The organism is Winogradskyella sp. SYSU M77433, from assembly GCF_029911945.1.
Lineage (GTDB): Bacteria > Bacteroidota > Bacteroidia > Flavobacteriales > Flavobacteriaceae > Winogradskyella.
This window is the reverse complement of the sequence record NZ_JARYTG010000005.1, coordinates 243890-262876: the sequence shown is the minus strand read 5'-3', so window position 1 is coordinate 262876 and position 18987 is coordinate 243890. Positions and strand designations below refer to the sequence as shown.

The following is an 18987-nucleotide window of genomic DNA, read 5'->3' as shown; positions in this document are numbered from 1 at the left end:
CAAAAAGCTAATACTAAAGTCTAGAAGTTTGTTTTTTAGATGATTTTCAGAGATTTTGCAATTTGAACAGCTTGCGTTCTTCGTTTGGCATTAAGTTTCAATAAAAGATTTGAAACATGAGTTTTAATAGTGCTTTCAGAGAGAAATAATTTTTCACCAATTTCTTTATTGGAAAGACCTTCAGAAATATGTTGAAGAACGTCATATTCTCTAGTTGTAATTTCTAATTCACTTATTTTGTTTGTGTCTATTTCTGCTGAATCTATATCTTTTTTACGAAGAGATTTCTTATTGATATAAATACCTATAAAGAAAAAAACGAAGGCAATAACCGATACAATTATTTCTGTACTAACATCTCCGGTTATTAGAGCAAATTTGCTAAATTGAAAGAGTAGTAAAATTGCTAAAATTAGCAATCCAAACACGAGAATAGTTTTCTTCATGTTTTAAAATTAGCAAAATTTTGCTTTGATCTTATCAACAATAGTTTGAGCGAGTTTTACTTTGCTTTCTATAGTCCAGCCAGCAACGTGAGGAGACAACAAAACATTTTCAGCGTTGATTAAATACTCAAAAGCTTCTGGCATATCTTCTGAAGTAAAAAGATTTTCAAATGATGATTTTTCATACTCCAAAACATCGAGTCCAGCACCTAAAATTTCACCTGTTTTTAAGGCTTCTACCAAGTCTTTTGTCACAACACTTTTACCTCTTGCAGTGTTGATTAACCAAAATGGTTTTTTGAATTTACTGATGAATTTAGCATCCACCATATTTAAAGTTAATGGTGTTTGCGGTGTGTGAAGACTTAATACATCAGCTTTAGATTGCAATTCTTCTAAAATAACTTGATTGGCATTGGCGTCACCAACTCCATGCTGTATATCATAGCAGAGGACTTCAACATCAAAACCACGTAGTTTTTTAGCAAAGGCTTTTCCCATATTACCATAACCAATAATACCAACGGTTTTACCATCGAGTTCAATGCCACGATTAGCTTCACGAAGCCATTTGCCTTGGCGTACTTCTTTATCCGCTTTGTTGAGTTTGTTAAAAAGAGAAAGTAGCATTCCTAAAGCGTGCTCACCAACAGCATTTCTATTGCCTTCAGGAGCAGAAATGAGATACACACCTTTTTCTTCGGCATAATCGCAATCAATGTTTTCTAAACCAGCACCAACACGACCAATAAATTTAAGGTTTGTAGCAGCATCTAAAAATGTTTTGTCAATAGTAAATCGGCTTCTGATGATAATACCATCATATAGAGCAATTTTATTTTCAATTTCAGATTTTGAAGATGTAAAATCTTCATGGTTTTCAAAACCCAAGGTGTTGAGTTGTTCAATGAGTAGTTCGTGGTTACTGTCTAAATGAAGAATTTTCATAGTCTAAAATCCAATAATCCAACCTGAAAGTACAAAGAATAGATAAATACCTAAGATGTCATTACTGGTTGTAATAAAAGGTCCTGTAGCAATGGCAGGATCAATACCTCGTTTATCTAAAATAATAGGAACAAAGGTACCTATTAAAGCAGCTACGGTTATAACACACATCATAGATATTGCTATAGCAAGACTTTCCGTAGTATTCTGTCCAATTAAAAATCCAAATAGCACCACTAATAAAGCCAAAGCAAACCCGTTAATTAAGGCTAAGCCCACTTCTTTTAAGAGACGGTTTAGTAAACTACCTTTTACATTATCATTAGCCAAACCTTGAACAATAATAGCGCTAGATTGTACACCAACATTTCCTGCCATTGCGGCGATAAGTGGTGTGTAAAAGAATAAAGAAGGTACGGTTTCCATAACTTCCTCAAAACCTTTCATAATAAATACACTACCTAAACCACCAAAAAGTCCAAGAACCAACCATGGTAATCGTGCTTTTGTTAATTCTAAAATGCTATCATCAGCTTCAACTTCTTGGGTAATACCTGCTGCTAATTGGTAATCTTTATCAGCTTCTTCTTTTAAGACATCAACAATATCATCAATGGTAATTCTTCCCAATAAAGTCTGGTTATCGTCTACAACAGGAATAGCTTCCAAATCGTATTTTGCCATAACCTTTGCAACATCTTCAACATCATCATTGACATGTACCCAATCCACACTTTCTTTGGCGATATCTGCAATTTTCTGTTCACTTTTGGCAACGATTAAATCTTTTAGAGATAATCTACCAATAAGTTGCTCTTTTTTATTGACGACATAAATAGAATGTACTCGGGTGACATCTTTTGCCTGACCTCTAATACGTCGCAAACAGCCAGCAACCGTCCAAGTTTCATAAACTTTTACGAGCTCTTTTGCCATGAGACCACCTGCAACATCTTCATCATAAGCTAAAAGCTCTTGAATTTCTGCCTTATGATCTTCATCTTCAATTTCTGAGATAACGGCTAGTTGGCGTTCTTCAGGAAGTTCTGCAATAATATCTGCTGCATCATCGGTATCTAATTCTTCAATCTCTTCAGCAATTTCTTTGGCAGATAGTTGCTCTAAAATCTTCTCTCTGTTATCCTCATCAAGTTCCATAAGGATATCAGAGGTTGTTTCAGAGTCTAAAAGTTTAATAAGGTATAGCGCATCTTCAAGATCTAATTCATCAAGAATTTCGGCAATATCAGCATAGTGGAAATCATTTAAAAGTCTTTTGAGTTCTTTGTCGTTTTTATCTTCGACAAGCACTTCAACTTTTTCAATAAGTTCTTCTGTGAGCTGAAATTGTATGTTATCTTGAGTTTCTTCCACGCGATTATATTATGTCATTTTCGAGAATGAAGAACGTTGTCATTTCCTAAATTTAGCTGTTTGAGCTATAACGATTTTAATGACAGCGTTTTAAATATCGTTTTCAATAAGCGAAGTCAGTTCAATAAAATCTGAAACGCTCAATTGTTCTGGTCGTTGCCCAAATATAGTATTTGCTTTTAAATTATCCGACAGATTGAATGTTTTTAAACTGTTACGTAGTGTTTTTCTGCGTTGCTGAAAACCTGTCTTTACGACTTTGAAGAAGAGTTGTTCATCACAAGGAAGTGTGAAATTTTCTTTTCGTTTTAATAACAATACTCCTGAATCTACTTTTGGAGGTGGATTAAATACTGAAGGTGGAACAGTAAATAGATATTCGGCATCATAAAAAGCCTGAGTTAGAACGGATATAATGCCATAAATTTTTGAACCTTCTTTAGAACAGATGCGTTGCGCAACTTCTTTTTGAAACATCCCAGAGAATTCAGGTACTTGATGTCTTAATTCTAAAGTTTTAAACACAATTTGCGACGAAATATTATAAGGAAAATTACCTATGATTGCGAAAGGTTTTTCGTTAAACACTTCCGTTAAATCATACTTTAAAAAGTCTTTTTCGTAAATTCTGTTAGATAGCGTATGGTAATTATTTTTTAAATACTCAACGGACTCGGTATCTATTTCTACAACATGTGTGGTAATATCTTTTTTGAGGAGATATTTGGTGAGCACACCCATGCCTGGACCAATTTCCAACACATCTTTATAACCATCTAAAGATAATGTGTCTGCAATTTTTTGTGCGATATTTTCATCTTTCAAAAAGTGCTGACCTAAATGTTTTTTTGCTTTTACTTGATTTTGATTATCCATTAGGGTTTGTCAGTTTTAGATTCTTTTATTGCTACAAAGATGATTAATAATCCTAAACCAACACCACAAAGAAACCCACCAATAGTTTCCCATGGTTCAGTATTGTGAAAGTAATAAGCCATAACTAAACCAATTAAAATGAGAAGTAGACTAATACTTCTGAAAAGAAATCGGTTTTTGTATATCTTTTTACGGGCTTTCATATAAGTCTAAGGAACATTAATAGTTCTATTTGTTTCTTTTGAAGCATCATAGATTTCCAGTAATAACTCAATTATGTTTGAGAAAAGTACTATAATCGGTCTTGAAAGAAATCTTAATAAAGGCTTTATAAAATAATCAAGCATAAATACTTAGTTGTAATCTTTCGATAAAGATTAGAACCACTAAATTACTTGAAATTTACCGAATATTCATCAACAACCTCAAGTTCAGTTCTAAAGGCGAGCATTTTGTCGGCAAAACGTTTTAGACCATCTTGTCTTAAACCTTCAGCGTGGTTAGCATAATAGTTTTCTAAAGCTTCTCTGCTGTGCGCTCTGTACTGAATAGAGTAAGTGACTCCACCCATTTCCTCTTCAACTAAAACTTTGGTCAGTTTAGCTTCTTTAAAGTGACCTGTTGCTAACACTTGCGGAATGTGTTCTTTTATCCAAGTAAGCCATTCTTTATGAATGCTGTCGTCTATATTTACTGTGACGTTGTATATGATCATTGTTTGAATTACATAATGAAATTAGATACAAAAGTAAATAAATGAAAGTTGATTGCTTTGTGTTGAAATATCTAGAATCAAAGTTTTTTGACTAAAGACTATAAATCAATTAATACTATCACCTCTCAGCATTCTAAATTTCTTACGCGATTCAATAAAATAAATACTGTCTTCGTGTTCAAAGATAATTTTTTCGTAAAGCTGCTTGGCTTCTTCTGGTTTTGCTAATTGTGTGTTGTATAACTCTGCAAGATAATAATAGGCATCATCTGCTAAAATATCTTCACTATAGTCGCTGATAATTCTTTGGTAGTTAACTTCTGCTTTTTCGTATTGCTTTTTCTTTTCAAATAGTTTGGCTTGCTGAAATAGTGCTTGGTCAACTATACTTTCAGTGCTATGTTCTTTCAAAATTTTATCTAAAAGTGAAATCGCTTCATCTGTTCTGTTTTGAAACGCTAACAAATCGGCTTTGGCATAATATTTTAAAGCGGTTTGTGTGCTGTCTTCAAACTTATTGTCCGAAATCAAAAGTTTTAAGTCTAAAGCATCATTGGCAATAAGTTGCGATGTGGATGCTTTAAGAATTTTAAGTTGGGATTCTGCCCAGTCAAAATCGCCTTTGTAGTAGCTGGTCTTGGCAACTTTAAAACGTGCTTCTTGAGAAATTGTGCTATTCTTTAAATTCATCTGAATTTGAGAATAGAAAATTAGCGCTTCATTAAATTTCTCTTGAAGTACCAAGATATCTGCTAGAAGCAACTTTACTTCAGCCTCTTGAAATTCTGAAATATTGAGCTTCATACTTTGTCTTAAAAAAGCTGTAGCACTTTGTGTGTCCTTTTTGTAAAAGGCTAAAAATTTCCCGTATGCTAGTTGAAGTGGAATGGTGAGTTCTGATTTCCCAAATTCATCAAAAAGCATGCTGTATTTTTCATCTATTGCATCTAGCTCTTTTGTAGAAGTAGCATTGTTAGTGTCAATTTCCAAAATATACTGATGCGCTGTTAAAGCAGTTGAAGCATCTTGAGTGGTTTCAATGATGTAATTAAAAATATCTTTTGCAGTGTCATCATCGTTATCATTATGTGCGGTAACAGCAAGTTCAATGATACGATCTAAACTTACAGGATTGCGTTTGTAAAGTGCCTTTTCTTGTATAAAGGATTTGCTATAGGCTTTTTCTTGAACGTACAGCCAACTCAACATTTCGTACCAATACGGATTAGGCTCTTGTTGCAGTTTTTTTAGTAGTAAACGTCTAAGGAAAATATTATTTTCATTATCACTGTTTTCCGATATAAAATCGCTAATAGCACGTTTTATATTGTTAAGATAATTTGGTCTGTAAGCAACATATTCTATATAATTAGAAAACATTTTTTCTACATCTCCCTGATCTCCATAAATTCTTGCTAACTGAATGCTGAAATCCTTATCTGGTGTAAGTTCTTTACCTTTATTATAAACCCTTATGGCTTGGTCTAATAAGGAATGATCTTCAAATTTTTTAGCGACACTATAAATGTAATTAGGATTTTCGTTTATGTATGAAATAGCCTCTTCATAGTATTTATTGGCTAAATCTAAGCTACCTTTTAATTGGTAGTTGTAACCCAATTCTATCACTATGGTTGGATTACGTCTTTTTTCTAAGCGTTGTACAAGGATATGTTCAGCTTCATCATATTGCTCTAATTGTTGATGGGTTTCAACAAGTTTAAAGATATAATTATAGCTATATGGTTTTTCTTTATTGAGTTCCTCGTAAATGATAAGTGCTTTTTTGAACTCACCACGTTTAAAATAATTGTCTGCAAGCACTTCACTATTTTGAGCAAAACCCAAATGAAGTCCAAATAGGATAGATAATATTAAAATGCCCTTTTGCATGTTACAATTTTTGTAAATATAACAAATGCTAAACCGAGATATTGTAAATGTTTTGATAAAAAAAATGCCTAAACTGAGCGTTTAGGCATTTTGACCAGCAAAATAAATGTGCTATTAACCATTATTCGTTATAAATATGATTCAGTTACTTTGTCTTGGTGTTTTAAAATTTCTTATAGTATTAAAACAGAACTTTAGATACTAAAACTATCAAAGCTACTAGTAAAACAATTCGTTTTATATTTTTCATAATGAGGCCAGTTGTAGTTTGGGATAGCTAACTTCATAAAAATAATTAAAACAAACGAAGAAATACCTAAAAAATCGATAAAAGACCAATATTTTTAACAATCGAACTGTTTTCTTGGTTACTAATCGGTATTAAGAAATCATATCAAAGCCTGTGTATGGTACTAAAACATCTGGGATTTTTATACCATTTTCTGTTTGATAATTTTCTAAAATACCAGCTAAAACTCTTGGCAATGCTAAAGAGCTTCCATTTAGTGTATGGCAAAGTTCATTTTTACCATCACTATTTTTAAAACGGAGCTTTAAGCGATTCGCTTGAAAAGTTTCAAAGTTTGAAACTGAAGAAATTTCTAACCAACGATCTTGCGCTGTAGAAAACACCTCAAAATCATAAGTTAAAGCAGAAGTAAAACCTAAATCTCCACCACAAAGGCGTAATATTCTGTATGGTAATTTTAGTTCTTTAAGGATGTCTTTTACATGATCTACCATGCCATCAAGTGCATTATAAGAATTATCAGGATGTTCAACTCTTAGAATTTCTACCTTATCAAATTGGTGTAATCTATTAAGTCCTCTTACATGAGCACCCCAATTTCCAGCTTCACGTCTAAAACAAGGTGTATAACCTGTAAGGCCAATTGGGAGATCACTTTCATTTAAAAGTGTATCTCTAAAAATGTTGGTAGCAGGAACCTCTGCCGTTGGAATTAAGTATAAATTGTCAGCTGTAACATGGTACATTTGTCCTTCTTTATCTGGTAATTGACCCGTGCCAAAACCAGATGCTTCATTTACTAAATGTGGGACTTGTACTTCAGTATAACCTGCAGCTGTATTTTTATCTAGAAAATAAGAAATTAAGGCGCGTTGTAATCTAGCTCCTTTCCCTTTATATACAGGAAAACCTGCGCCTGTAATTTTGTTTCCTAATTCAAAATCAACAATATCATATTTTTTTATCAAATCCCAGTGAGGTAAAGCTCCTTCAAACAACGTAGGAACGTCTCCTTCACGGTAAACCTCTTCGTTATCCTCATCAGTGTTACCAGCAGGTACAATTTCATTTGGTACGTTCGGAATTCTATATAACAATTGATAAAGTGCGTCGATTTTTTCGTTAAGTTCTTGCTCTAAAGATTTAGTGTTTTCTTTTAAAACACCTGTTTTTTCTTTAAGAGCATTGGCTTTATCTACCTCTCCAGATTTGAATAGGTTACCAATTTCTTTGGATATGGAATTAGATTCTGCTTTTATGTTATCTAAATTAGTTTGAATAGCTCTACGCTCTTCATCTAATGCAATAACTTCATCTAACATTTCTGTAGGATCGATGTTACGCTTTGCTAAGCGTGCAATAACATCGTCTTTGTTTTCTCTAATAAAAGGAACTTGTAGCATATCTAATTCGTTTATTTTTTACGCTAAATAACGTAAGTGAACAAGAGACAAAAGTAAAAAGATTTTAACCGGATTAAAACAAAAAAACAGCCTATTTTGAAGGCAATATCCAGTCGTGGTGTTTAAAGTGATGCCATTCCTCATTAGCAAGATCTACCTTTGAATCTATAAGGTTTTCATAAGATTTGCCATTGATACTTACTCGGGTTCTAACATGGACTTCTACGTCCATCCCTTTTTCAGCAAAATGCTTTTTTAAATATTGAGCAAACTGCCAAATAATATCAGGTTTTGTGGTTGCGCTACGTTGTTGCTTTTTGGTTAAAAAGTCTTTCATTCTTACAGGTGTAGACTTATTTGTCGCCTTATCGGTTATGGTATAGGTAGCGATACCGCCTTTTGACCGAAGCATCATTCGCCAAGATAAACGATGGCCTTCTTCAGTCCATAAGACATTGTCTGAAAAGAAATGATGTCTAAGAGGTAGCCCAATTTGAATTAAAAAATAAACTGATGATAATGCAATTAGCACCTTACTATAATTAGGAACTATAACCTTTTTGGAGTCATAGAAAGGTTTCTTCTTCAAAAAGATGTTTTTAATAGTCTTAGGTTCAAAAAAGAAAAGACTAAATGCTAATGATAAGTAAGGAAAAATACCGATTTGAAATACTATTGAGTTGAACAGATGAAAAAAGATAGAGGCAAAAAAGGCATACTTTCGAGTGGGTTTAAATAACAACAGAGGAATAATTAAACCATCGAATAAAATACCACCATATGCCAAAAAGTAATGCACTGTATTTTGTTGCAAGAAATCACCAATTATAGGATAGTTGGCTTTACCTTTCATCAGTAAAGCAATTACTGTGGTGTCTAGCCAATCTGGATATAACTTAGCAATTGATGCATAAGTGTAAAGTATAAAGAGTTGTATTACAAAAAACCATTTGCACCAACTAGGCATTGAAATCTTTTTAAGATTAGGATTGAGCTTGGCATCAATTGAAGCGTACCGATTTGCTGGCATCAAAACCATAATAAAGCTTAAAATACCTAATAGATAATAGTGGTTGTTGTAAGACGATTTTTGCATTAGGTAAGTTGCAGTCCACATTAAAGCAAACATTAACATGCTAAATCGGTATTTGTAACCAACCATAATGAGCAGTCCAAAAATGGACATTACTACATAATAAACATACATCCAATTTCCTGGAAGTGGTTGTAACCATTCAAAACCAATAAAAGAAAAGGTAAATTGTGGTTCAATCATTACTCTTCTCACCCAGCCAGTAAGTATGGCTCCGAAGGATTCTAAAAAACATAGTAAGCCAAAAATGATTCTAAAAACAATTAGACCAGAATTGTCAATATGTTTAAATAGAAATTTATTCATTTTGGTTTTTGATGAATGCTAAAGCATCAGTTTTGTCTTTAGAAAGTTGATCTTTTAAAGCCTCAAGATTTTCAAATTTTTGTTCACTTCGAAGTCGTTTTAAAAATTCAATTTTTAAATTTTCATTGTAAATATCTTTTTCTAAACCAAAAAAGTGGACTTCAATAGAACGTGTTTTACCACCAACTGTTGGGTTGGTGCCAATATTCATCATACCAAATATTGTAGTGTTATCTATTGTAGATTTTACAACATAGACTCCATCATGCGGAATGAGTTTATAGTCTTCTTTAATAGAAATATTAGCTGTTGGGTAATCTATGGTTCTGCCCAAACCTTTTCCTTTCACAACTTCACCTGTTATAAAATAATTGTAACCCAAATAGGAGTTTGCCAAATCAACTTCACCTTTGTCAAGAGCAGTTCTTATTTTGGTTGAGCTTACCGTGACATCTTCTATATCTTGAGCTGAAATTTCTTCAACTTTAAAATGATATGTTTTTGCAAATGCTCTTAAATCCTCAATATTGGCACTTCTGTTTTTTCCAAAATGATGATCGTAGCCAATGACAACTTGCTTGGTATTTAGTTCATCAACAAGAATACTCTTTACATAGTCTTCAGCAGAAAGATTTGAAAATGCTTTTGTGAAAGGTTTAACGATAACTTCCTCTATTCCGAAAGACTTTAGCAACTCAATGCGTTCATCAATAGTATTCAAAAGCTTTATAGAATTATCTTTTTGAAGCACCATGCGCGGATGAGGGAAAAGGGTTAATACTACAGGCTTATAGTCTTGCTGTCTGGCAAGGTTAACAACACGCTTAAGTATTTTTTGATGCCCAATATGGATACCGTCGAAGGTTCCTATAGTAGTTACTTTTGCAGGTGTTGTGCTCAAATTTTAAATGGTATTTTTTGTTTTAACCTAAATATTTTCAAAAACAAAACTACGGTTATTTTCCGTTAAATTGATTCATTGTATTGCTAACTCCTGCTAAAGCAAAAGATTTAACAAGTTCAGCAGATTTTTCTAAACGTTCTTTAAGTTTAGACTGTTCGTCTTCATCCCATTCGCCAAGTACATAATCGATTTGTCTACCTTTACTAAAGCTATCACTGATGCCAAATCTGAAGCGGTTGTAGTTTGTAGTCTGTAGTTTATCTTGAGTATCTTTTAGGCCATTATGACCTCCGTCGCTTCCTTTGGTTTTTAAGCGTAAAGTGCCAAAAGGTAAGTTAAGATCGTCTGTAATAACTAATAGGTTTTGTAATGGAATTTTTTCTTTTTCTAACCAGTACTTTATAGCCTTTCCGCTAAGATTCATATAGGTGCTCGGTTTTAAAAGTATAAGAGATCTCCCTTTTACTTTCACAGTACACAGGTCTCCAAGTTTAGCGGTTTCAAAAGTTGCTTCTTCACTGTTTGCTAAATGGTCTAAAATTTTAAAACCGATATTGTGTCTTGTTTCCGTATATTTTTCGCCAATATTTCCTAAGCCAACGATTAAGAATTTCTTCATTATTTCTTCTTCTGTTAGTTCTATTTTATGGTTTTTAGTAAACCATTTTTTCCAAAACTTACACATGGTAAATATTTTGTGTAAAAATAAAAAAGCATTCTGTAAAAGAATGCTTTTTTGATATTTGAAAAAGTTTTATGTCTATTCTTGAGACTCTGCTGCTGGAGTTTCAGCTGCAGCTTCTGCAGTTTCTCCTTCTTCAGTTTCATCTTCATCATCGTCAGCACCTGCAACAGACAATCTACTACGTCTTACTTGGCAAACAACAATGTTGTCTGGGTGCATGAACTTGTAGTCTTCATTAGCTAACTCACGGATGTAAAGTTTAGTTCCGATTTTTAATGGAGTAATATCTACTTCAATAAAATCTGGAAGTTTAGAAGGGATAGCTTTTACTCTAAGCTTACGGTAAGGTACTCTTAAGTTACCACCATTTAATACACCTCTAGAAGTTCCTACTGTTTTTACAGGAATTTCCATAGTGATTTCTTTGTTCTCATAAATTTCATAAAAATCTATGTGAAGAATTTTGTCGGTTACAGGGTGAAACTGAATGTCTTGCATTACAGCATTAAAACTGTCTCCGTTATCTAGGTTAATCACAACAGTGTGCGCATTTGGAGTGTACACAAGTTTTGAAAACGCTAGCTCAGGTGCTGAGAAATGCACTGGCTTTGCTTCTCCTCCGTATAGTACGCAAGGAACCTGACCAGCATTACGTAAGGCTTTTGTTGAATTTTTGCCTACGCTTTCTCTTTGAGATCCATCGATTGTAATTGATTTCATTTTAAAAGATTTATTAAACGTATATTAATTTCCTCATTTTGAGGGGTGCAAATGTAAGAATATAAATGGAAAAACGGCAGTATTAAAGCAGTTTTTTTAGAGTCCTAAATTACATTATAAATTTGTTACTTATAGAACTGTTGTGGTGCACGTTGTACATTACTTCAGCAAATAAATCTGCACAGCTTAAAACTCTAAGTTTTTTGCTTTCTTGTTTTAAAGGAATAGAGTTAGTTACTATTAATTCTTCAAGTTTAGAATTTTCAAGTCTATCGTAAGCACTTCCAGATAATATAGGGTGCGTACAAATAGCTCTTACACTTTTTGCGCCACGCTCCATCATAAGATCTGCAGCTTTGGTAAGTGTACCTGCTGTATCTACCATATCATCTACAAGTACAACGTTTTTACCGGTAACGTCACCAATCAATTCCATGTGAGAGATAACATTAGCTTTAGCACGTTGCTTGTAACAAATTACAACATCGCTTTTAAGCGCTTTAGAATAGGCATAAGCACGTTTAGAACCACCCATATCTGGTGAAGCAATAGTTAAGTTGTCTAAATTTAAACTTTTGAGATAAGGTAAAAATATTGTAGAAGCGAATAAATGATCAACAGGTTTTTCAAAGAAACCTTGAATTTGATCTGCATGCAAATCCATAGTTATAATACGAGTTGCACCAGCTGCCTCAAGCATTTTAGCAACTAGTTTTGCCGCAATAGGAACTCTAGGTTTATCTTTTCTGTCTTGTCTAGCCCATCCAAAATAAGGCATTACTGCTGTAATATGTCTTGCAGATGCACGTTTTGCAGCATCAATCATTAACAACATTTCCATAAGATTTTCTGGTCCAGGATGTGTAGAACCAATAATGAAAATTCTAGTACCTCTTATAGATTCTTCATAAGAAGGTTGGAACTCGCCATCACTATAAGTAGACGTTATAACATTACCTAATTTTACACCATAAGCTGAAGCAATCTGCTCTGCTAAATATTGACTTTGTGAGCAAGTAAAAATCTTGGCTTCAGTAGTATTGGTCATTTCTAATCGGAGGTTTAAGAAAAATTGAAAATATTGCGACTATGAAAGGGTCAAAGTTAGAAAATAATTTGGCTTGTAAAAATTATAAAACCTACTATTTTTAATTGCTCTACAGAAATTATTTTCTATTTTTGCTGTCCGAAATTGCTCAAGTGGCGGAATTGGTAGACGCGCTGGATTCAAAATCCAGTTCTTTCGGGAGTGTGGGTTCGATTCCCACCTTGAGTACAGAGGCTTTGACAGAGATGTTGAAGCCTTTTTAATTTTTAAGGTACAACATAGGTACAACAATATTGGTGTGTTTATAGTCTTTAAGACTCATAACCCGAAGGTCACTGGTTCGAGTCCAGTTCCCGCTACTAGTAAACAAAAGGCTTCACAGAAACGTGAAGCCTTTTTTATTTTCTCTGTACAACATATGTACAACATTTTTAATTTTTATTTGAACTTTATTATTCTAGACGTAATTTTTTAAAGAAAATTTTATTTCTTAAGGTTGCATCTTTTAGTAGTTTGTTAAAGCCTACAATTTCAATGTACATTTTATAACCTCTATGATAGCCAAAATATGAATCATTATCTGGACTAACTGTTAATTGATGTTTTTCAGCAAATTCCCTGATTTTATCATTGATTGTACAAACTACATAACCGTAAACAGGAGTGTGGTCATTTACTTTAATTGGTTCAAGTCCTTCTGGCATTTCATATTTTCCATCTCTTATATCTTTTAAATATTTACCAATCTGCATCACAGGATCGTCATCCTCACTATATGCTGTCCTTTTAGGTCTTTTAAACTCAAATATAGTCAAAGGGTTACTAAATTCATTATCACCGTTTCTAAATGAGTTCTTTTTGTCGAAAATTACTAAGTCGGGTTCCTTTAATGCGTCTTTTTTTGTTCCAATTTTTTTATCCGAGGCAACATACTCTGAAAACACTAATCTTTCATCTAAGAGCCATAAATTATGGTCTCGATAATCGAGTGTCTCTGAATCTTTACCCATCGGATAAATTAAGTGATGAATATCCTTTTCTAACTCTCCTTTTCCATCTTCTCGTCTTTTTAGTAAGTTAGTCATAGCATCCAATACTAATTTTCTATTAAAGACATAATGTGCTAAGTCACTTTTTCCAATTTCCGATATGGTCGATATCGCCTCAGATATTTTATCTTGGTTTTCTTCTCCATTTTCCGAGAGAAGTCTTTGTAGTTCCGATTTTGTGAATTGTTCTTTTTTGAATTTTATCTTTTGTAGTTCTGCCTCAATTTCACTTTCATTGATACTATATGGGATATTTGATAAGTCTAATTCAGAAAAATAGGATTTGTGCCAAGGAGCTTGTTCAGAAACATAGTTGCGAATTCTTTTTACTTTTTTTTCGATCCTTGAAGAAACTTCTACATCAAAAAGCCCCTTAGTTACTATGGCTGTTTGTTGTTCTATTTGTTTTTGTGAATAAGGATTATAAATGGTAGATTTTTCTTTATCAAAGTCGAATGTCTCACGTTCTAAAGACACACTGCTATCTAGATACTTACCTATGACATATGTCCTGATAATATAATTCTTGGTGACAGTTTTTTCGTTGGATTCTGATTTGTCAAAAAAATCGTCTTCAAACTCGGGAATATATTTATGAAGATTTGTTTCGGTTACGGCTCTATTGTTAGCAGTTAAAATGATTTTACTTTTTTGATTACCAGCAAAATACATTTTGAATATTTTTACATTAAATGTTTGTGAGTTATCAGTTTTTTCTCCTAAAACAAATTTTTTATCACCTATAAGCTGAATTTCATTTTTTGCTGTTAAATAATCATTCAAGATAATAGAAGTACCATCATCATCTTTGACAATTATTGTTGGACATTTAAAATCATCTCTTAGAAAAAATATCAAAAGCTTATCTAAAAGTTTTCTTGATATTGTCTCAATGTTTTTATCAAAGCTCTTTTGATCATTGAGGTTAAGTAATGAAACTTCTGCATAAGTATCTAAAGTATCTGAAACAGTAATTTTTTCATCTTCAATGATTTCAAACTTTCTACCAAATTTAAAAGTTCTTTTTTTGAAATTTCCCGCATCTTTATAAACACTGTCTACATTTACATTTTTAAAGTATTTAACAAACATAAATCGACCAAAACCTTTTCCGCCAATTTCCTTTTTTTCTTGACTATAGAATGTGTCAAAAGACTCTCTGTTTACTGAGTTAAACCCCTCGCCATTATCTCTTACGATAACCCCTTTTATAAATGGTTTTGAATCATCTAATTCTAATTGTGTATCTCTAATCAGTTTGATTTCAATTTTACCATTTTCAACCCCACTTTTAGAAATTGAATCTATTGAATTAACAACTGCTTCAATAATTGGTGTATACACATTAGATTTGCTTTTAATGTTATCTATTGTTCCCTGAATATTAATTCTACTCATATACTTTCCTTTAAATCCTCAAGAATTTTGATTTTATTATTTAGCACAGTATTCAATTCAACTTTTTTATTGAACTGTTTAGTTCTAGTTATTTCCGATGATAGTTTTAAAATATCTTTCTCTAATTTATCAACTTCTTGCTGATATACCACAATTTTAGTTAGCGATTTTGTTTTAAATTCTGGTTTACCAGATAATTGAATGCAGATGTCTTTATAAACAGCATCCAAAGTTCCTTTTAAATTTAGGATGTATTTGTTTTCTTCAATTTTTAACCAATTTGATTTAAAGGTCCAATCTATAATCGAATTGTCTTGATTTAAAGGGTGAGGATGCTTTGTGGAGGTAGAAATAAACATTTCTTCACCAAACTTCACAATAAAAATAATCGGGTATGGGATAGATTTATTTATTATATCAAGAGGTATCTGTATGTCTTCTTTTGTTTTTAATTCGATTTTAAAAACCTGAATTTCTTCTATTTCTTTTGATGGAAGATTAGTCGTTTCAGTTGATAATTTATGAGTCCACACAATTCGACTTATCAAATCTGTAAATAATTTTTTCTGTTTTGAATTGGTATATTGGTCAAATGCATTTTTTGGAATGACCCTTTGTACTTTAGTCGATATAGGAAGTTCAAAAATAGCCATGTTACCTTACGATTAAAAATGAAATTAGTTTAAAATCTTCAATACCTTTAATCTTATCCTGTAAAGCAGTTGTTCCACCAGATTTGAAAAGACTTAAAATTTCTTTTTCTTCTTCAACTTGTAATATACTGGCAATACTTTTTTTCAATAGTTCTGAAAATTCATGCATATCATGGTATTCATCCGTTTCATTGTTCAACTCTTGGCATAATTCCGAAATTGGTTTATTGACCCCTTTACACAGCATCCTGATAGCATCTAGAATTTTCTTCGACTCTACATGGCTTAATAATAACTCACCAGAGTTTTTTATATAAACCATATAGTAAGGATGTAACCTATTAAGTTTGTTGATATTTACACCTGAATTTAGGTTTTTTAAAATGTAAATAACGCCAGGTTCAAGAATTGGGCTAGATTTAACAACAGTATGTAAACCTTCAGGAATATCCCGAAGCTCTCCATATGTTTTGATATAATTGGTCAAGTCAACACGGAAATCATTTAATCCGAGGTCGGTAATGCTCACCCCTTCCCTTAAATCTTCTAAGTCAATAACTTCTTCTTGTAGTTTTTGAAGCTGTATTTTTCTGTAATCTAAATCTTTTTCATCTGTATTTAGAATGTTATCATCACCAGTACTGGCCATATTACTAATCAACATTTTACTTTCAACACGTTGTTTTAGGTTTATATAGTTATCAAGAGTTGTATCTGGCCAAAAATTAACCATAGTAATACTGGAGTTTTTTGAACCTATACGGTCAATGCGACCAAATCTCTGAATAATCCTTACAGGGTTCCAATGTATATCATAATTGATTAGATAATCGCAGTCTTGAAGGTTCTGCCCTTCCGAAATACAATCTGTAGCAATTAACAAATCAATGTTTTCATTTAACTTAGGATAGAGTTGGTATTTGTCTTTTGACAAAGGCGAGAAACAAGAGAGAATGGCATTTAAATCCGCAGGAATTTTTTTAGAAGTGCTAAGTTTTCGAGTTCCAGTTATCAACGCTGTATTTATACCATACCTGTCTTTTAGGTGTTTATTTAAATGTTCGTATAAGTAATTGGCAGTATCAGCAAAAGCAGTAAAGACTATTGCTTTCCTATTGTCTGTATTAAAAGGAGATTGAATTTTTTTGTCTAAAAGCGAAACTAAATGTTGAAGCTTGGTATCTTTTTCTCCACGAATGTCAACAATGTTGCTCCATAAATTGTTCAAAATAGATAAATCTTCACTTAAATCTTCACGCCATTTAGTGGCATCCATATCATTGATATGAACTTTGATTTTCTTACCAATAACACTTTCTTCATCACCCCAATCAGCTTCCCAATCAAAGTTTTCATCATTTAATTTAGCTTGTAAGCCCTCGTAATCACCTGAATCATTGTCAATTGTTTTTATAGCTTTTTCAATTTGTGAAATAATACCTTCTAATGTAATTCTGAACGAGTCTACTGAACTTTCTAAACGCTTTAAAAGGTTTATGCGCATTAATATCCTGAGACTATTTTCACGGTCTAATTGAGTTAGCCTACCTGATTTTACTGTTTTGTCATACAAGTCTGCATAAAGTTGCATCTTACTTGGTAGAATATAATTTAAGGGTGTATAGATTGATAAATTGAGTAAAGTGAGTTTTTCAGCAATGTCCACATAAGTCACATCCATAGTATCTGTTAGAGGACTTTGTATAGATACAGGTTTATTACGCTCTGGAAACTTTCCAATAGCAGTTGTGTCGTAATAGGTTGTAATGTGTTTTCTTGACCTTGCAATAGTTAAAGAATCTAATATCTCAAAGAAATCAAAATCAAGCATATCAAGAAGCTTTTCTGTGGTGCGCTCTGATGTGTCATACTTACTCCAAATATTGAATGCTTGTTGCGCTCTTTTAAAAACCAGATCAATGCCTTTATCGGTATCAAGTTTATCATCAATATTGACAGCTTCACCCTCATAAGCTAGAGCTAATTGGTTCTTTAAATCATTAAACCTATTGTTTACAGGGGTTGCAGAAAGCATCATTACCTTAGTTTCAATACCTTCTTGAATCACTTTTCTTAATAGGCTTTGGTATCTATTTTCTTTACCAACAACAGTGTTGTTATTTCTAAAATTATGAGATTCATCAATAACGACAAGCCCGTAATTTCCCCAATTTACAGATTCCAAGTTTCGACCATTACTTTGTCCTCTTTCTCTTGATAAATCCGTATGAAAAAGTACATCGTAACGCAACCTATCTTTGGCTAATATATTGTTCTTATCGTTGTGGCGGTATGTATTCCAGTTGGCTTCAAGTTTTTTTGGGCATAAAACTAAAACATCCTTGTTTCGCATTTCATAGTATTTGATAACAGCCAAAGCTGAGAAGGTTTTTCCTAAACCAACACTATCAGCTAAAATACATCCCTTATACTTTTCAAGTTTGTTAATAGCACCAATAACAGCATCTTGCTGAAAATTATATAGCTTATTCCATATTACAGATTCTTTAAAACCAATTTGGTCATTGGGTAGATTTTCTACAGTAAGGTCATCTAAAAAATCATTGAAAATATTGTAAAGTGTAATGAAATATATAAATTCGGGGCTATTTTCTTTGTAGGCACTTTCAAAGTAGCCTTGAACTTTCTCCGTTACGTCTTTTAAGTCATCTTCATTTTCCCAAACCTGGTTAAACCAATCCAAATATGCTTTGCTATCTGGAAATTCTGATTTTTGAATTAGAGTCGGAAATCCTTTTTTGTGTGTGATACCTAAATCAGAACTAGTAAAACTACTTATGTTAGAATAAGCATATTCTTTCTCATCAGAATTTTTGACATGAATCATCCCATTTAAAGGTAAGTTTTCATGTTTATTTGATTTGAAGGTAACCTTTTCTTTTACCCATTTCGAACACTCTTTAGCAATAGAGCGTTGGTTAAGTTGATTCATCAGCCGTAACTCAAACTCACCACCACATAATTCAGACTCTCTGTAAATATGGGGTATGTAAAATTTTCTATCCTGCTTTTGGAAACTTTGCTCAATAAAGGTAGGAGAGGAAAATATAAAACGTAATTCATCAATATTGCCTAATTCTTTTTTCAAGGCTTCAAAGGCATAGATAGAAAAAGAAGCGGCAGCAATACTAATTTTACTACCCTTGTCAATACTAGCTTTTAGGTCGTCACCAAGCCTATTATTTACATTATCTATTAACTTCAT

General features: G+C 32.7%; 16 protein-coding genes and 1 tRNA gene. 1 reads left to right on the top strand and 16 read right to left on the bottom strand.

The genetic code is table 11. The features are described 5' to 3' along the window. Positions 1–35 precede the first annotated feature (35 nt). The 13 genes from QGM60_RS12010 to QGM60_RS11950 form a co-directional block, all read right to left on the bottom strand. Entirely contained in the window at positions 36–446 is a 411-nt protein-coding gene (locus tag QGM60_RS12010) for a response regulator transcription factor (RefSeq protein ID WP_281140489.1), read from the bottom strand. A 9-nt stretch (positions 447–455) separates the two neighbouring features. Then, complete coding sequence (locus QGM60_RS12005; RefSeq protein ID WP_281140488.1) at positions 456–1394, bottom strand: 2-hydroxyacid dehydrogenase; 939 nt, start codon at positions 1392–1394, stop codon at positions 456–458. Positions 1395–1397: 3 nt separating this feature from the next. Further along, on the bottom strand, positions 1398–2768 hold the full coding sequence (gene mgtE, locus QGM60_RS12000; protein ID WP_281140487.1) for a magnesium transporter: 1371 nt from the start codon (positions 2766–2768) through the stop codon (positions 1398–1400). A gap of 90 nt (positions 2769–2858) precedes the next feature. Next, positions 2859–3644: a 16S rRNA (adenine(1518)-N(6)/adenine(1519)-N(6))-dimethyltransferase RsmA gene (rsmA, locus tag QGM60_RS11995; protein ID WP_281140486.1), complete on the bottom strand. Its 786-nt coding sequence runs from the start codon at positions 3642–3644 to the stop codon at positions 2859–2861. Further along, positions 3644–3847: a hypothetical protein gene (locus QGM60_RS11990; RefSeq protein ID WP_281140485.1), complete on the bottom strand. Its 204-nt coding sequence runs from the start codon at positions 3845–3847 to the stop codon at positions 3644–3646. The genes rsmA and QGM60_RS11990 overlap by 1 nt, the downstream gene beginning before the upstream one ends. A 188-nt stretch (positions 3848–4035) precedes the next feature. Beyond that, on the bottom strand, positions 4036–4359 hold the full coding sequence (locus QGM60_RS11985; protein WP_281140484.1) for a DUF4286 family protein: 324 nt from the start codon (positions 4357–4359) through the stop codon (positions 4036–4038). Positions 4360–4464: 105 nt separating this feature from the next. Next, on the bottom strand, positions 4465–6252 hold the full coding sequence (locus QGM60_RS11980) for a tetratricopeptide repeat protein (protein ID WP_281140483.1): 1788 nt from the start codon (positions 6250–6252) through the stop codon (positions 4465–4467). 381 nt (positions 6253–6633) lie between these two features. Beyond that, positions 6634–7905, bottom strand: a complete 1272-nt coding sequence (serS, locus tag QGM60_RS11975; protein WP_281140482.1) for a serine--tRNA ligase — start codon at positions 7903–7905, stop codon at positions 6634–6636. 91 nt (positions 7906–7996) lie between these two features. Continuing rightward, positions 7997–9304, bottom strand: coding sequence for an HTTM domain-containing protein (locus tag QGM60_RS11970; RefSeq protein ID WP_281140481.1), 1308 nt, complete (start codon positions 9302–9304; stop codon positions 7997–7999). Next, positions 9297–10205 carry a bifunctional riboflavin kinase/FAD synthetase gene (locus tag QGM60_RS11965; protein WP_281140480.1) on the bottom strand — a complete coding sequence of 303 codons (909 nt, stop codon included), beginning with the start codon at positions 10203–10205 and terminating at the stop codon, positions 9297–9299. Before QGM60_RS11965 ends, QGM60_RS11970 begins: the two co-directional genes overlap by 8 nt. Before the next feature lie 55 nt (positions 10206–10260). Beyond that, positions 10261–10893, bottom strand: a complete 633-nt coding sequence (pth, locus tag QGM60_RS11960) for an aminoacyl-tRNA hydrolase (RefSeq protein WP_281140479.1) — start codon at positions 10891–10893, stop codon at positions 10261–10263. 75 nt (positions 10894–10968) lie between these two features. Further along, on the bottom strand, positions 10969–11613 hold the full coding sequence (locus tag QGM60_RS11955) for a 50S ribosomal protein L25/general stress protein Ctc (protein WP_281140478.1): 645 nt from the start codon (positions 11611–11613) through the stop codon (positions 10969–10971). Between the two features lie 109 nt (positions 11614–11722). Then, positions 11723–12661 (bottom strand): ribose-phosphate pyrophosphokinase, encoded by a 939-nt coding sequence (locus QGM60_RS11950; RefSeq protein WP_281140477.1) that lies wholly within the window; start codon positions 12659–12661, stop codon positions 11723–11725. 146 nt (positions 12662–12807) lie between these two features. Here QGM60_RS11950 and QGM60_RS11945 point away from each other — a divergent pair. Then, positions 12808–12889 (top strand) — tRNA-Leu (locus tag QGM60_RS11945). A gap of 224 nt (positions 12890–13113) precedes the next feature. On the opposite strand, the gene QGM60_RS11940 is transcribed toward QGM60_RS11945, so the two are convergent. The 3 genes from QGM60_RS11940 to QGM60_RS11930 are packed head-to-tail and all read right to left on the bottom strand — an operon-like array spanning position 13114 to position 18987. Further along, positions 13114–15108, bottom strand: a complete 1995-nt coding sequence (locus tag QGM60_RS11940) for an ATP-binding protein (protein WP_281140476.1) — start codon at positions 15106–15108, stop codon at positions 13114–13116. Continuing rightward, positions 15105–15761 carry a DUF4391 domain-containing protein gene (locus QGM60_RS11935; protein ID WP_281140475.1) on the bottom strand — a complete coding sequence of 219 codons (657 nt, stop codon included), beginning with the start codon at positions 15759–15761 and terminating at the stop codon, positions 15105–15107. Before QGM60_RS11935 ends, QGM60_RS11940 begins: the two co-directional genes overlap by 4 nt. 1 nt (position 15762) lies before the next feature. Beyond that, positions 15763–18987 (bottom strand): helicase-related protein, encoded by a 3225-nt coding sequence (locus QGM60_RS11930; RefSeq protein WP_281140474.1) that lies wholly within the window; start codon positions 18985–18987, stop codon positions 15763–15765.

Bases quoted from the DNA above. Each gene is read 5' to 3' on its own strand.
- QGM60_RS12010 (WP_281140489.1), bottom strand. From the start codon at position 446: ATGAAGAAAACTATTCTCGTGTTTGGATTGCTAATTTTAGCAATTTTA.
- QGM60_RS12005 (WP_281140488.1), bottom strand. From the start codon at position 1,394: ATGAAAATTCTTCATTTAGACAGTAACCACGAACTACTCATTGAACAA.
- rsmA (WP_281140486.1), bottom strand. From the start codon at position 3,644: ATGGATAATCAAAATCAAGTAAAAGCAAAAAAACATTTAGGTCAGCAC.
- QGM60_RS11990 (WP_281140485.1), bottom strand. From the start codon at position 3,847: ATGAAAGCCCGTAAAAAGATATACAAAAACCGATTTCTTTTCAGAAGT.
- QGM60_RS11985 (WP_281140484.1), bottom strand. From the start codon at position 4,359: ATGATCATATACAACGTCACAGTAAATATAGACGACAGCATTCATAAA.
- QGM60_RS11980 (WP_281140483.1), bottom strand. From the start codon at position 6,252: ATGCAAAAGGGCATTTTAATATTATCTATCCTATTTGGACTTCATTTG.
- serS (WP_281140482.1), bottom strand. From the start codon at position 7,905: ATGCTACAAGTTCCTTTTATTAGAGAAAACAAAGACGATGTTATTGCA.
- QGM60_RS11970 (WP_281140481.1), bottom strand. From the start codon at position 9,304: ATGAATAAATTTCTATTTAAACATATTGACAATTCTGGTCTAATTGTT.
- pth (WP_281140479.1), bottom strand. From the start codon at position 10,893: ATGTGTAAGTTTTGGAAAAAATGGTTTACTAAAAACCATAAAATAGAA.
- QGM60_RS11955 (WP_281140478.1), bottom strand. From the start codon at position 11,613: ATGAAATCAATTACAATCGATGGATCTCAAAGAGAAAGCGTAGGCAAA.
- QGM60_RS11950 (WP_281140477.1), bottom strand. From the start codon at position 12,661: ATGACCAATACTACTGAAGCCAAGATTTTTACTTGCTCACAAAGTCAA.
- QGM60_RS11940 (WP_281140476.1), bottom strand. From the start codon at position 15,108: ATGAGTAGAATTAATATTCAGGGAACAATAGATAACATTAAAAGCAAA.
- QGM60_RS11935 (WP_281140475.1), bottom strand. From the start codon at position 15,761: ATGGCTATTTTTGAACTTCCTATATCGACTAAAGTACAAAGGGTCATT.
- QGM60_RS11930 (WP_281140474.1), bottom strand. From the start codon at position 18,987: ATGAAGTTAATAGATAATGTAAATAATAGGCTTGGTGACGACCTAAAA.